A 13,923-nucleotide genomic window follows, 5' to 3' on the forward strand; every position below is an offset into this window, starting at 1 on the left:
CCCACCACCCCCGCCACCCCGACCGGCAGCAGACTCTTCCCTGCCTCGCACAACGCCCGCACCGCGCCATCGTCGAGCTGCAAGGCGCCAGCCGTCTGGAGATGGCTAGCGAGCCACTGCTTGCGCGCTGCCAGTGGCTCAGCATCCGGCACAAAAAGCGTCCCCAGCCCTGCCTCGGCCGCCGCCAAGCGTTCAATCACCCGCGGCTGACGACCATCGGCCACCACCGTATAGGCCCCGGAACGGGCCGCACGCGCCGCCGCCCGCACCTTAGTCAACATGCCACCGCGCCCCCAACGCCCAGCAGCCGCGCCACACAGTCGCTCTAAGGCGCAATCGTTAGCACGTGCCGCGACGATGAGCTGGGCGTTCGGATCGAGGCGCGGATCACGATCCATTAATCCGGGCTGATCGGTGAGAATCAACAAGACCTGCGCCTCGACCAAGTTGGCCACCAAGGCAGCCAAGGTGTCGTTGTCACCGAAGCGGATCTCATCCGTGACCACGGTATCGTTCTCGTTGACGATCGGCAGCGCACCCAGGCGCAGCATCTCGCGCAACGCACTGCGGGCGTTGAGATAACGGCGCCGATTCGCCAGATCGTCGTGGGTCAACAGCACCTGTGCAGTCATAAGGCCATGACGGTCGAACCCCTCCGACCAGGCGTGCACCAGCCCACTTTGACCCAAGGCGGCAGCGGCCTGCAACTGATAGACGGCGTGCGGGCGTTGCCGCCAACCGAGCCGCTGCATCCCCTCGGCCACCGCCCCGGAAGAGACGACCGTGACCTGCCGCCCGGCCTTGCGCAAGGCCGCCAGCTGAGCCGACCAGGCTGCGATGCAGGCCCGATCAACCCCCTCGCCGTCGCGGGTCACCAGCGCGCTACCGACCTTAACCACCCAGCGCTGCGCCTGCGCCAAGGCAACGCGCCTACTCTCCAGCTGGCACTGCGACTCTACGCCCTGCTCCATCGCCGCCTCGTCGCTCCTCAAGCTCGCGCATGATTGCCCCACACAGGGCTGAGACCCCTTCACCCGTCAACCCCGATATACCGAAGAGCGGCCCCGACCAATCGAGCCGCTCGGCAATCGCCCGGACGCGCTCCGGGCGCTGTTCCGCGGGCAAAGCATCGATCCGGTTCACCACCAGCCACCGCGGCTTCGCCGCCAGCTCGGCATCGAAGGCCGCCAACTCGGCCACCACGGTGCGCGCCTCGGCCACTGGATCACGCCCCCACTCCTCGGCGACCGCATCGACCAAGTGCAGCAGTAAGCCGGTGCGACTCAAGTGCTTAAGGAAACGCACCCCGAGACCCGCACCCGCCGAGGCGCCCTCAATGATGCCGGGAATATCGGCCACGACGAAGGAGCGCTCGGCCTCCAGGCGGACGACGCCAAGCTGCGGATAGAGGGTGGTGAAGGGGTAATCGGCGACCTTCGGGCGGGCCGCCGAGATCGCCCGAATCAGAGTCGACTTGCCGACATTGGGCAGCCCGAGCAGGCCGACGTCGGCGAGCAGTTGCAACTCGAGGCGCAACTCGCGCCGCTCGCCCGGGGTACCCGGGATCGATTGTCGCGGGGCCCGGTTGGTCGAGCTCTTAAAGTGCAGATTGCCGAGGCCGCCCCGCCCGCCTGCGGCCACTAGCAGGCGCTGGCCGTGGGCGGTCAGATCGCCGATACGCTCCCCCGTCGTCGCCTCATCGACCAAGGTGCCGACCGGCACCCGCAGCGTGCAATCACTCCCGGAGCGGCCACTGCACTGACGGCCACTGCCCGCCTCGCCAGCCTCTGCCCGAAAGAGGCGCTCATGGCGATAGTCGACCAGCGTTGTTAAGCCCTCGTCGGCCTCCAGATAGACACTGCCGCCGCGGCCGCCGTCGCCGCCGTCGGGACCGCCACGCGGGACGTATTTCTCGCGGCGAAAGCTGACACAACCATCACCGCCATCGCCGGCATGGACGGTGATGCTGACCTCATCGACGAAACGCATGGTGGGATGCTCTTGTGGCTACGATTCGAAGCGCTCCGCTCCGCAGCCGCCGCGTACCGCCGTGCCGCTGCCGCGCCTCCACTTAACAAAAAAGCCCCGCAGCGGGGCGGGGCTCTCGTCCATCCAGCGAACGCCTCCGCGCCGGCACGACCGTGACCGCGGCAGCAATGAGCCTCGGTGCGGTCGAAGCGCGAAAGACCTCGGCGGCGCTCTACAGCCTAAGCGACCTGGCCTCGCACCCGCGTACAGCAGAGGCCCAGCTGGCGCTGGCGCAATAGCACCAGTGTTCAGACAGCCTCAATGCGGACCTGACGCCGCAGCCGCGGCCCCTTGCGCTCGAAGACAACCCGGCCATCACGCTTGGCAAAGAGGGTGTGATCCTTGCCGATACCGACGTACTCGCCCGGATGGAAGTGAGTACCGCGCTGACGCACAATGATATTGCCCGCCCGCACCAGCTCACCGCCGTAGCGCTTGACGCCGAGGCGCTTAGAGTGTGAATCGCGGCCGTTCTTGGTGCTGCCGCCTGCTTTCTTGTGTGCCATCTCGCTTACCCTTCCCTCTGTCAGCCGGCCTGAATACCGGTGATCTTGATGTCGGTGTAGTGCTGGCGATGACCGTGGTGGCGACGATAGTTCTTACGCCGCTTGAACTTGACCACCTCAATCTTTCGCCCCCGCCCTTGATCGACGACCTCGGCCTGCACCGTGGCCCCATCGACACGCGGGGTACCCACCTTGACATCGCCGCCCTGACCCACCATCAGGACATCGTCAAGCTCAATACGCTCGCCGACTTGCGCCGGCAGCTTCTCAACACGCACCACCTCGCCTTCGGCGACGCGGTACTGCTTGCCGCCGCTCCGGATCACCGCATACATCAGCCTATCGCTCCTATAGAATGTCCAGCTGCCGCTCTACTCGGATCATTGGATCGTTGATTGGACCAGTCGCCGCACGAGATCAATACCCACGAGATCAATACCGTACCGTTGCCACAATAGAGTGCGTGGGGACATGCGGGCCGACCCGTGCCACCACCCCAGCAGGATGGTGTACACGCAAAGCGCCCCGTTGAGCTTCCGTCGTGAAGCACCGCGGCGCGACTAAACAGCGCGTATACTAGACGATCGCTGCCCCCGGGTAAAGAGCGCCTCTCCCCCTCCGTGTCAACCCTCCGCCGAGCCGCGAATGGGGCCGCGGAGAAGCCGAAACACCCTGGATCATCAACGGCAGGAGCGTCACTAAATGGCCTCAATGGGCCGGGTCAAGCCTTTTTAGGGTGCGGCGAAAGCGCGCCAACTATTGTGCTTCTGCCGATCTCGTCACATCCTATGCGCAACGCCAGGGAGGGGAACCGGCAGCCCACTGGCACCGGGAAATAGGATTTCGGCTTGTTAGGGTTCCACGGTATGAGGCGCGACCTCATCCGGGTTAAGTTGGCAGCAAAAGGTTGCAGCAATATCCCAAAGCCGCGCGAAGCACCGCTCGGCAACAGGATGGTTAAAGCCAAAACGGAGGTAGAAGACCATGACTGACATTCGCACCGGCCTCACCGACGAGGAGTGCCAAGAGATCCACGAGATGAACATGCTGGGCATGCACGCGTACTGGTCGATCGGCCTGATCGCCAACGCCCTGGCCTATGCGTGGCGTCCGTTCCACCCGGGTCGCGCGGGTAACCGCCTTGAGGACCACGCCCCTGACTATGTCCGCTCCGCTCTGACCTCGGTCCAAGAGCAAGCGAGCTCGGTCACGGCCGCTGTCCAGCAAACGCCCTTCATCGGTTAAGAGGCTAAGGAGACCTAAGCCATGTGGAAACTGTGGAAATTTGTTGACTTTCGCATGACGGCGGTGGGCTTCCACCTGTTCTTTGCGCTGCTGGCGTTTGCCGTTCACTTCGCCTGCATCAGCTCCGAGCGCTTCAACTGGCTCGAGGGTGCGCCGGCCGCTGAGTACTACATGGACGAGAACCCGGGCATCTGGGCTCGTACCTCGTACGACGGCTAAGATCAGCACCTCTTTGTGCTGCTAGCTGTCTAGCGAGTGAGCCGGTCGATCGCTTAGCGATCGACCGGTTTTTTGTGGTATGGCCAGCTCGTCAAAGCCAGCACGCACCTCAGTAGGGCATCCCCCCTCTTGGCTGTTGCGGAACCACCCCTTCCCTTCCCCACCCAGCCCCTGCCGCCGGCTCACCGGCAGCCATGCGGGCCCGCTGTGCGGCCTCGCGAGCACCGGGGGTGTTGCCGCGCTCCAGCCGAGCAGCTGCGACCAACCACCAGCTCTCTTCGAGCAACACGCGATCGCCACCAGCCGCTTGAGCGGCGCGCAGCGCTAACCCCTCGGCCTGCTGATAGCGGCGCTGCTCAAAGCGCACGGCCGCGAGCTTCTGCAGCAACACCGCGTGCCCTGGATCGATCTGCAGCGCCTCTTCCAAGCGGTCAGAGGCACGCCGGTAGTCGCCGACTTCGTAGGCCTGCCGGGCCTCGCGCGCGAGGCGATTGAGTCGATCCTGATCGCTTTCACCGCCGCCCCCCCACAGGCCGCCGCCACGCCCGCTCTCCTCAGCCGCCTGCGCTTCGTCTTCCCACCAGCCAATAGGCCGCTCCTCGGTCTCCTCGCCCTCTGTCGCCTGCTCACCGCCGCGGGCACCTTCTCCGCTGCGGGCATAGCCGTCATCCGGAGGCACATAACAGCCGTGAAGAGCCAGCAATAGGCCCAACGGCACCAGCCACCAGCACCTCTGTCGTTGCCTCTGTTGTTGCTGCATCCATCGAGCGTAGCGCGCCATGTCGATTCCGAGCCTGCCGATTCGATCCCAGATGGACCCCGTAGCTACTCTGACCCCTACCGCAGGCCAAAAATCCCCGCAACCTTCCGCAAACCAGTCACCAGCGCTTCAACATCGTCGCTATCGTTGTAAAGCCCCAAAGAGGCCCGTACCGTCGCCGTCACCCCATAGCGCTCCATCAGCGGCTGGGTGCAGTGGTGGCCAGCGCGCACCGCAATGGCCTGCTCATCCAGGAGCATGGCGATATCGTGTGGATGCGCCCCCTCCATAATGAATGAGAGTGCGCCGGCGCGTGCCTTGGGTGTACCGATCAGTCGCACCCCCGGCACGCCAGCTACGGCTTGCACCGCCTCTTCGATCAGGGCGCACTCGTGCGCGGCAATCTGCTCCCGCCCCTGGACCTCAAGATAGCGCAAGGCTGCACCCAGGCCGATCGCACCGGCGATATGGGGCGTGCCCGCCTCAAAGCGTGCGGGCGGATCGGCGAACTCTGTTCCGGCGAAGGAGACCTTACGAATCATATCACCGCCGCCCTGATACGGGACCATCTCGCTAAGATGCGCATAGCGACCGTAGAGCACCCCGATACCGCTCGGCCCGTAGACCTTGTGTCCGGAGAAGGCGTAAAAGTCGACATCGAGCGCCTGCACATCGAGCGGCAGATGCGGCGCCGCTTGCGCCCCATCGACCAATATCGGGATCTCCCGCTGCCGTGCCAGAGCGACCAGTTCAGCGATCGGGTTGATCGTCCCCAAGGTGTTCGAGACGTGACCAATGCTCAGCAGGCGGGTTCGCTCACCCAGGGCAGCAGCGGCAGCGTCGAGATCGATCTCACCGGCATCGGTAATCGGTATCACCCGTAGCCGCGCCCCACAGCGCTGCTCAAGCAGCTGCCAGGGGACGATGTTCGAGTGGTGCTCCAGGTGGGAGATCACGATCTCATCGCCCGGCTGCAGGCGGGGGGCAACGAAGCTGTGGGCAACCAGATTGATCGCTTCGGTGGTGCCGCGTACAAAGACGATCTCGCGTGCATCGGCCGCGTTGAGAAAGCCTCGCACCTGTTCGCGCGCTTGCTCGAAGGCGCTCGTCGACTCCTGCGAGAGGGTGTGCACACCGCGGTGCACATTCGCATAGTAGCCGCGGTAGCAGTCGAGTTCGGCATCGATCACCGCATGCGGCTTCTGCGCACTCGCCGCGCTGTCAAGATAGACCAGACGCTGCCCCTGGAGGCGCCGCTGCAACACGGGAAAGTCAGCACGCGCCTGCTGCGGATCAAAACCGGTGCGCGGCCGCTGAATCTTCTCGGCACTCTCAGTCACAGCGCCTCCCCTCCGGGTAGAAACCGACGCAGCTGCTGGCGTTGATAGGCGGCGGCGACAGCACATGGACCCGCGGCGATCGCCCCCTCGGCAAAGGCCTCGGTGAGCAAGAGACGGGCGACAGCAGCATCGATCCCGCGCGCCCGCATATAGAAGATGGCCTGTTCGTCGAGCTCGCCACTCGTCGCCCCGTGCGAACAGCGCACATCGTCGGCGTAGATCTCCAGGCGCGGCACCATACGGGCCTGCGCCGTATCACTAAGCAGGAGATTTCGGCACTGCTGCTCAGCCTGGATGCGCTGCGCCTGCTCAGCGACGTGGCTCGCTCCATCGAAGAGGCCACACGCCGACTCATCGAGCACTCCCTTGAAGAGCTGACGGCTGTAAGTCTCCGCTGCACAGTGCCAAATGGCCGTGTGGTGATCGAGATAGCTCGCATCCTTGCCGAGCACCAAACCGCTCAGATCGGCACCGGCATTGCTGCCGGCGAGCACCACACCGAGATCGGCGCGCACCTGGGCACCGCCGTCGAGATGGCTATGGAGGGCGAGTTCACCGTCGGCTTGCACCGTAGCGCGCAAGGTGGCGAACTGGCGCCCCACCTCCCCCTCCTCGCTCAGGCGCGTCCACTCGACCCGAGCCCCCCGGTCGATAGCGAGCTCATAGACTGGAATATGGAGATAGTCGCTCGCAGCAGCCCCGCTACACCACTCGATCACGCCGATGCGGCTGCCCGGCTCGGCGCAGAGCAGCACCCGCGGATAGACCGCCTGACCGGCTGCAGCAGCGCTGCAGTAGGAGCCGATCAAGAGCGGTTCAGCCACCTCGATGCCGGCGGCAACATGGATGACGACCACCTCGCGGGTCCGCGCTAAATTCAAAGCCGCCAATGGCAGCTCGTCGGCCTTAGCGTGCGCCCCAAGGTGGCTCGCCGCCCAACCGTCGCCTTGCCAAAGTGATGCCGCCTGATCACTTGCGACCGCCGCACTCCCCTCTGGCGCCGCAGCAGTAGTGACAGCGGCGGTGGTCGCAGTGGTATCGTGAGCATCGGCGGCGCCAACCCCACTCAGCACGCTAACCGTCACCCCCGGCGGCCACTCAGAGGCCTCCACAGGGCTCGTCAAACGGCCATCGACAAAGAGCAATCGAGCAGACGCCGCATCACATAACGGCGCCGGCAACAGCCCAATCGGCCCCCTCAGCGGGTCACTGCTCGGATCCGTCACCGCGCCAGCGCCACGCGCCGCAGCGGGCGCCACACTAGAGGCAAGCGCTGGCGCTGCTACCGAGGTGAGCCGCGACGGCGTCAAGGCACCTAGATCGCAGCCTCGCCACGCCTCCCAATGGGGCTGCGGCAAACCGCGACTCTCGACCTGCTCCTCGGCGTGCGCACGACGCTGGAGCACCCACTGCGGTGCCCCTGCCATCAGGCCGCCTCCTCGTCTTCAAAAGCGGCGTAACCACTGCGCTCAAGTTCGGCAGCCAACTCCTTACCGCCGGAGCGGACGATCTGCCCGCGCACCATGACGTGCACATAGTCGGGCTCGATGTAACTGAGCAGGCGCTGGTAGTGGGTGATCAGCAAGAAGGAGCGCTGCGGGTCGCGCATCCGGTTCACCCCATCGGCAACGGCGCGCAGAGCGTCGATATCGAGCCCGGAGTCGGTCTCATCAAGGATGGCCAATCTCGGCTCCAACACCGCTAAGTGAAAGATCTCGTTGCGTTTCTTCTCACCCCCCGAAAAACCGGCGTTGACCGGGCGCTTGAGCAGCGAGTCGTCGAGCCCGACCCACTGCGCCCGCTCCCGGACTCGCTTGAGAAACGAAACCGGATCGATCTCCGGCTCACCGCGAGCGGCACGGGCCGCATTAAGGGCCGCCTTGAGGAAGTAACTATTGTTGACCCCGGGGATCTCCACTGGATACTGAAACCCCAAAAAGAGGCCAGCGCGGGCGCGCTCTTCGGGGGGCATCTCGAACAGATTTTGACCCTCGAAGTCGACCCGACCGCTCTCGACGGTGTAGCTCTCATCACCGGCGAGCACCTTGGAAAGGGTGCTCTTGCCCGAGCCGTTCGGCCCCATGATCGCATGCACCTCGCCAGGGCCGATGCTCAACTGCACCCCCTTGAGGATCGGTGTCTCGGCAACACTCGCGTGCAGGTCTTCAATACGCAGCATAGCCATCCCCTGTTCAGCCAACGCTATTCTCTAGAGTGATCTCAAGCAATTTCTGTGCCTCGACGGCAAACTCCATCGGCAACTCCTGAAAGACCTCTTTACAGAAGCCGTTGACGATCATCGAGACGGCGTCCTCTTCACTGATGCCGCGCTGCTTGCAGTAGAAGATCTGCTCATCACTGATGCGCGAGGTCGTCGCCTCGTGCTCCAGCTGTGCACTCGGATGGCGCACATCGAGATAGGGGAAGGTGTGCGCCCCGCAGCGATCGCTGAGCAGCATCGAGTCGCACTGCGAGTAGTTGCGCGCCCCGGCCGCACTCGGCAGGATCTTCACCAGGCCACGGTAGGTCTGATCGGCGTCATCAGCCGAGACCCCCTTCGAAAGGATCTGGCTGCGGGTATTCCTACCGATGTGGATCATCTTCGTCCCAGTATCGGCCTGCTGACGGCCGCGGGTCACCGCAACCGAGTAGAACTCGCCCTGTGAGTCGTCGCCCTGCAGCACACAGCTTGGATACTTCCAGGTGATTGCTGAGCCGGTCTCAACCTGAGTCCACGAGATCTTCGAGCGGGCCCCGGCGCAGAGACCGCGCTTGGTGACGAAGTTATAGACCCCACCCCGTCCCTGTTCATCGCCGGGATACCAGTTTTGTACCGTCGAGTATTTGATCCGCGCATCCTCATGGGCGATCAACTCGACGACCGCCGCGTGCAGCTGGTGCTCATCGCGCTGTGGCGCTGTGCAACCCTCCAGATAGGAGACCGAGCTGCCACGCTCGGCGATGATCAGCGTGCGCTCAAACTGTCCGGTGTGTCCGGCGTTGATGCGAAAGTAGGTCGAGAGCTCCATGGGACACTCGACCCCCTCGGGGATGTAGACGAACGAACCGTCAGAGAAGACCGCCGAGTTGAGCGCAGCGAAGAAGTTATCCCGCCGCGAGACGACCGTTCCGATGTAGCGGCGCACCAACTCAGGGTGATCACGCAGCGCTTCGGAGATCGAACAGAAGATCACCCCGCTGCGGGCGAGCTCCTCTTTGAAAGTCGTGGTCACCGAGACCGAGTCGAAGACCGCATCGACGGCGACCCGTGGTTTCGTCGTCTCCCCCGCTGCCGTCCCCGGTGCTGGCTCCTGCTCCTGCACGCCAGCGAGCATCTTTTGCTCGTGCAGGGGAATGCCGAGTTTGGCGTAGGTCTCAAGCAGCTTCGGGTCGACCTCATCAAGGCTCGCCGGCCCCCGCTTGGGCGCGGCGTAGTAGGAGATCGCTTGAAAATCGATCGGCGCAAAACGCACCTTCTGCCACTGCGGTGCGGTCATGCCGAGCCAATTCCGGTAGGCCTCCAACCGCCACTCCAGCATCCACGCCGGCTCCCGCTTCTTATCGGAGATAAAGCGAATGGTCGACTCATCGAGACCGGGCGGGGCAAACTCCTGCTCGATATCGGTGTAGAAGCCCGCGCTGTACCCTCGCTGAGCAAGCCCTTCGAGGGCTTCGTCACTTTTGTCCGCCGCCATAACCTACGCCCACCCCTCTTCTCGCTGTCGATATCCGATCGCCAGTCACCACCCGAGCGCTAGTCGCCGTCTGGCCGGCTCAAGCTACCGCTCCAGCCGTCTATGCAGCGCCCTACCTGGCGCCCTGCCTTGGCGCCCTGCCTGGCACCCTACTCGCACTTAGAGCCCCGGTGAGCGCTCACCCATGGACGATGCGATTCGCGACCGCACCGGCCCCGCGTTACAATCGTCGGGACGTGCCCCTCTGTGTGTGAGGCTGTGGGGGCTGCCGCCAGGTCCCTGTGCCACACGTCTACACCGCAGCCGAATCCCACGGTTGACGCGCAGTGTGCGGTCGCTTGCCCTGCATCAAGAGTGCACCTGCAGGGTACCGATTTCAGCCTCGCGAGGGAAGCCTACTTTGGAAGAGCTTTAGAAGGTGAATGCGATCGTGCCAAGTTCGAAACGTTCAAAACGACCGCCGCGTGAAAACTACCGGCTGGTCATCGAGGAGCGCGACAGTGGCTGGGAGGTCGTCTTTTTCGATACCGAAGGCCGAGTCCAGCACATCAGCCGCTCGGATAACGAGATCGGCGCGCTGCGCGGGGCTTACTTTATGGCTCGCTACTACCACTACGAGCGCGATGTCCTGATCCGCAGTCGACACGGTGATAAGACGCTCGACATTGAGGAGCTGATGCGCGACAGACGCCCCATGCAGTAGGCATGGGATATGGGGCGTGGGGCCTAGAGGCCGGCCCGGAGCGTGCAACGAGGACGCACCGGGCCAAGCCAGGCCAGCCAAGTCGATTAAGCCGACTACGCCAGCGCCCGCTGCAGCCGGTCCATCGCCCGCTCCAGGTTCGCCATTGAGGTGGCGTAGGAGATCCGCGCATAGCCCGGCATCCCAAAGGCTGACCCCGGAACCAACGCCACACCGGCCTCATTCAGCAGCTGCTCGGCGAAGGCCACATCGTCGCTCGCGCCGAGTTGCGTCATCGCCTGCTGCATCTGCGGGAAGCAGTAGAAGGTGCCGTCACACGGCGTACACTCGACCCCCGGCATCCCATTGAGTCGTTCAACGACGAAGTCGTGGCGCTCCTTGAAGGCTTCCAGCATCGGTGCGATGCAGCCTTGATCGCCGTTCAGTGCGGCCACCGCCGCCGCCTGCGAGATCGATGTCGGGTTTGAGGTGCTCTGCGACTGGACCTTGTTCATGGCGGCGATCAGCGGCTTCGGACCGGCCGCATAGCCGATCCGCCACCCCGTCATGGCGTAGGCCTTGGAGACCCCGTTGACCACCACTGCGCGTTCGGCGAGTGCCGGTGTCGCATTGACGATGTTGCTGAAGGGCTCGCCGCGCCACAGGATGTGCTCGTAGATATCGTCGCTCGCCACCACCACCTGCGGGTGGCGCTCGAGCACCGCGCCGAGCTCGGCCAGCTCCTCACGGGTATAGGCCGTCCCGGTCGGGTTCGAGGGGCTGTTGAAGATCACCAGTTTCGTCTTCGGCGTCAGCGCCGCTTCGAGCTGCTGTGCTGTGATCTTAAAGCGGCTCTCGGCCCCGGCCGCGACGAAGACCGGCTGCGCACCGAAGAGCAGGGCGATATCGGGGTAAGAGACCCAATACGGTGCAGGGATCACCACCTCATCGCCCTCATCAAGCAATGCGGCCATCAGGTTGAAGAGCGACTGCTTGGCACCGCACGAGACGAGGATCTGTTTCGGCTCATAGTTGAGCCCATTATCGCGTTCAAACTTGGCGATGATCGCCTCTTTGAGCTCGGCGGTACCGTCGACGGCAGTGTAGCGGGTCTGACCACCGCGGGCAGCGGCAACGGCGGCATCGACGATGTGCGACGGGGTATCGAAGTCGGGCTCACCGGCCCCGAGCCCGATCACGTCCTCACCAGCGGCGCGCAGTTCGGCCGCGCGGGCGGTGACCGCCAAGGTCGGCGAAGGCTTAATACGATTGACGCGAGCGGCGAGCAGTTGCTCCATGGTAGAACCTCCCAAGTTCAAGTCGGCGAATTCGGTGGGTATGATACGGGGATGTCTGCACGTTTTCAGCTCTCTTCGCGTTACGCCCCGGCCGGTGATCAACCACAGGCGATCGCCGGGCTGGTCGCGGGACTCAACGACGGCCTTACCGATCAAACGCTGCTCGGGGTGACCGGCTCTGGTAAGACGTTCACCATGGCCAACATCATCGAGCGCGTGCAGCGCCCGGCGTTGATCCTCGCCCCGAACAAGACGTTGGCCGCCCAACTCTACGGCGAGATGCGCGAATTTCTGCCGCACAATCGCGTTGAGTACTTCGTCTCCTACTACGACTACTACCAGCCGGAGGCGTACGTCCCGGCCTCTGACACCTTCATCGAGAAGGATGCCGCGGTCAACGAGCACATCGAGCAGATGCGCCTCTCGGCGACCAAGGCAGTCCTCGAACACCGCGACACCGTGATCATCGCCTCGGTCTCGGCGATCTACGGCCTCGGCGACCCGCAAGCCTACATGGCGATGCTGCTGCACTTGGTACGCGGCGAGACGATCGATCAGCGCGATATTTTGCGTCGCCTCGCCGAGTTGCAGTATACGCGCAACGACAGCGACTTAAGCCGCGGCCACTATCGCGCCCGCGGTGAGGTCATCGACGTCTTTCCGGCCGACTCGGCCGAGGAGGCGCTGCGCATCCAGCTCTTCGACGATGAGATTGAGGCGTTGGCGTGGTTCGACCCCCTAACCGGCGAGGTCCATCGCCAGGTGAGCCGGGCCACGGTCTACCCAAAGACGCACTACGTCACGCCGCGCGAACAGATTGAACAGGCCGTAGCCAAGATCCGCAACGAGCTGCGCGAGCGCCTTAGCGAACTGCGCGCCGCCGATCGGCTCGTCGAGGCGCAGCGTTTAGAGGAGCGGACCCGCTTCGATATGGAGATGATGCTTGAGCTCGGCTACTGCACCGGCATCGAGAACTACTCGCGCCACCTCTCCGGACGCAACCCGGGAGAGCCGCCCCCGACCCTCTTCGACTACGTCCCCGCCGAGGCGGTCCTCTTTATCGATGAGTCGCACGTCACCGTGCCGCAGATCGGCGGCATGTATAAGGGCGATCGCTCACGCAAGCAGACCCTGGTCGACTACGGCTTTCGGCTGCCCTCGGCGCTCGATAACCGGCCACTGACCTTCGAGGAGTTTCGCCGCTTAGCCCCACAGACGATCTTCGTCTCGGCGACACCCGGGCCGTATGAGGAGCAACACGCCAAGCAGGTCGTGGAACAGGTCGTGCGCCCGACCGGACTGCTCGATCCGGCCGTCGAGGTGCGTCCGGCGCGCTCCCAGGTCGATGATCTCTACGGCGAGGCACGCCTGCGCGCGGAGCGCAACGAACGCACCTTGGTCACCACGCTGACCAAGCGCATGGCCGAGGACTTAACCGAGTACCTAGCCGAGAACGGGATTCGGGTGCGCTATCTGCACGCCGATATCGATACGGTCGAGCGCACCGAGATCATTCGCGATCTTCGCCTCGGCCACTTCGATGTCCTCGTCGGCATCAACCTGCTGCGCGAGGGGCTTGATATTCCTGAGGTCTCGCTGGTCGCCATCCTCGATGCCGATAAAGAGGGCTTTTTGCGCTCGACCCGCTCGCTGATCCAGACCATCGGACGGGCGGCTCGCCACGTCGATGGCTGTGCCATCCTCTACGCCGATCAGATCACCGAATCGATGCGCCGAGCACTCGATGAGACGCAGCGGCGGCGAACCAAACAGATCGCCCATAACGAGCGCCACGGCATCACCCCGCAGACGATCCGTAAAGCCGTCGCCGACATCATGGAGCGCGGCGGCGTCCCGGCGCCGAGCAGCCCGGAGCGCTTCGCCGAGGTCGCAGAAAAGGCCAGCCACTATCACGCGCTGAGCGCAGAAGAGGCAGTCAAACGGATCCGCGAACTAGAACGCCAGATGCAGCACCACGCCCGCAACCTCGAGTTCGAAGAGGCGGCCAAGGCGCGCGATGAGATCCGGCGCATCGAGTCGCACAGCTTGCGCGAGGAGCCGTGCACCACCGCCGCAAAAAAAGAGTTGCCGTAAGCCATCGAGGGTGGTAGGTTTGGCGCTGGTCGAATGGATCGACCGCTGCAGCGTCT

14 protein-coding genes are annotated in these 13,923 nt (G+C 64.2%); 4 read left to right on the forward strand and 10 right to left on the reverse strand.

Features of this window, described 5'->3' with window-relative positions:
* From proB to rplU, 4 genes are all read right to left on the reverse strand, one after another.
* A partial coding sequence (gene proB / locus CKO15_RS04170; protein WP_200192821.1) for a glutamate 5-kinase occupies window positions 1-971 on the reverse strand: 971 nt, incomplete at its 3' end.
* Entirely contained in the window at window positions 931-1,989 is a 1,059-nt protein-coding gene (gene cgtA, locus CKO15_RS04175) for an Obg family GTPase CgtA (protein ID WP_200192823.1), read from the reverse strand. The genes cgtA and proB, both read right to left, overlap by 41 nt.
* A 287-nt stretch (window positions 1,990-2,276) precedes the next feature.
* The gene (gene rpmA / locus CKO15_RS04180; RefSeq protein WP_200192825.1) at window positions 2,277-2,534 is read right to left on the reverse strand and encodes a 50S ribosomal protein L27; all 258 of its coding nucleotides are present in this window, start codon (window positions 2,532-2,534) and stop codon (window positions 2,277-2,279) included.
* Between the two features lie 20 nt (window positions 2,535-2,554).
* Window positions 2,555-2,869 (reverse strand): 50S ribosomal protein L21, encoded by a 315-nt coding sequence (gene rplU, locus CKO15_RS04185; protein WP_200192827.1) that lies wholly within the window; start codon window positions 2,867-2,869, stop codon window positions 2,555-2,557.
* Window positions 2,870-3,518: 649 nt separating this feature from the next.
* Between rplU and CKO15_RS04190 the strand changes: the two genes are divergently transcribed.
* Together CKO15_RS04190 and pufA are read left to right on the forward strand one after the other, a co-directional pair.
* Complete coding sequence (locus CKO15_RS04190) at window positions 3,519-3,779, forward strand: hypothetical protein (RefSeq protein WP_200192828.1); 261 nt, start codon at window positions 3,519-3,521, stop codon at window positions 3,777-3,779.
* Between the two features lie 21 nt (window positions 3,780-3,800).
* The gene (gene pufA, locus CKO15_RS04195; RefSeq protein WP_096408097.1) at window positions 3,801-3,998 is read left to right on the forward strand and encodes a light-harvesting antenna LH1, alpha subunit; all 198 of its coding nucleotides are present in this window, start codon (window positions 3,801-3,803) and stop codon (window positions 3,996-3,998) included.
* 109 nt (window positions 3,999-4,107) lie between these two features.
* Here the strand turns inward: pufA and CKO15_RS04200 are convergent, their stop codons facing one another.
* Genes CKO15_RS04200 through sufB form a run of 5 tightly spaced genes read right to left on the reverse strand, consistent with a single transcriptional unit; the run spans window position 4,108 to window position 9,793 of the window.
* Entirely contained in the window at window positions 4,108-4,779 is a 672-nt protein-coding gene (locus CKO15_RS04200) for a tetratricopeptide repeat protein (RefSeq protein ID WP_200192831.1), read from the reverse strand.
* Between the two features lie 56 nt (window positions 4,780-4,835).
* Complete coding sequence (locus CKO15_RS04205; protein WP_338035991.1) at window positions 4,836-6,098, reverse strand: aminotransferase class V-fold PLP-dependent enzyme; 1,263 nt, start codon at window positions 6,096-6,098, stop codon at window positions 4,836-4,838.
* On the reverse strand, window positions 6,095-7,525 hold the full coding sequence (locus tag CKO15_RS04210; RefSeq protein WP_200192835.1) for a SufB/SufD family protein: 1,431 nt from the start codon (window positions 7,523-7,525) through the stop codon (window positions 6,095-6,097). The genes CKO15_RS04205 and CKO15_RS04210 overlap by 4 nt, the downstream gene beginning before the upstream one ends.
* On the reverse strand, window positions 7,525-8,277 hold the full coding sequence (gene sufC / locus CKO15_RS04215) for a Fe-S cluster assembly ATPase SufC (protein WP_200192837.1): 753 nt from the start codon (window positions 8,275-8,277) through the stop codon (window positions 7,525-7,527). The genes CKO15_RS04210 and sufC overlap by 1 nt, the downstream gene beginning before the upstream one ends.
* 13 nt (window positions 8,278-8,290) lie before the next feature.
* The gene (gene sufB / locus CKO15_RS04220; protein ID WP_200192839.1) at window positions 8,291-9,793 is read right to left on the reverse strand and encodes a Fe-S cluster assembly protein SufB; all 1,503 of its coding nucleotides are present in this window, start codon (window positions 9,791-9,793) and stop codon (window positions 8,291-8,293) included.
* A 430-nt stretch (window positions 9,794-10,223) separates the two neighbouring features.
* Here sufB and CKO15_RS04225 point away from each other — a divergent pair, with 430 nt between their 5' ends.
* Window positions 10,224-10,496 carry a hypothetical protein gene (locus CKO15_RS04225; protein ID WP_200192841.1) on the forward strand — a complete coding sequence of 91 codons (273 nt, stop codon included), beginning with the start codon at window positions 10,224-10,226 and terminating at the stop codon, window positions 10,494-10,496.
* A 95-nt stretch (window positions 10,497-10,591) separates the two neighbouring features.
* Here the strand turns inward: CKO15_RS04225 and CKO15_RS04230 are convergent, their stop codons facing one another.
* A complete protein-coding gene (locus CKO15_RS04230; protein WP_200192843.1) occupies window positions 10,592-11,773 on the reverse strand; it encodes a pyridoxal phosphate-dependent aminotransferase in 1,182 nt (393 codons plus the stop codon).
* 51 nt (window positions 11,774-11,824) lie between these two features.
* On the opposite strand from CKO15_RS04230, the gene uvrB reads away from it, so the two are divergent.
* Window positions 11,825-13,867: an excinuclease ABC subunit UvrB gene (gene uvrB, locus CKO15_RS04235; protein ID WP_200192845.1), complete on the forward strand. Its 2,043-nt coding sequence runs from the start codon at window positions 11,825-11,827 to the stop codon at window positions 13,865-13,867.
* Window positions 13,868-13,923: the final 56 nt, after the last annotated feature.

Source organism: Halorhodospira abdelmalekii (assembly GCF_016583625.1).
GTDB classification, from domain to species: Bacteria; Pseudomonadota; Gammaproteobacteria; order Nitrococcales; family Halorhodospiraceae; genus Halorhodospira; species Halorhodospira abdelmalekii.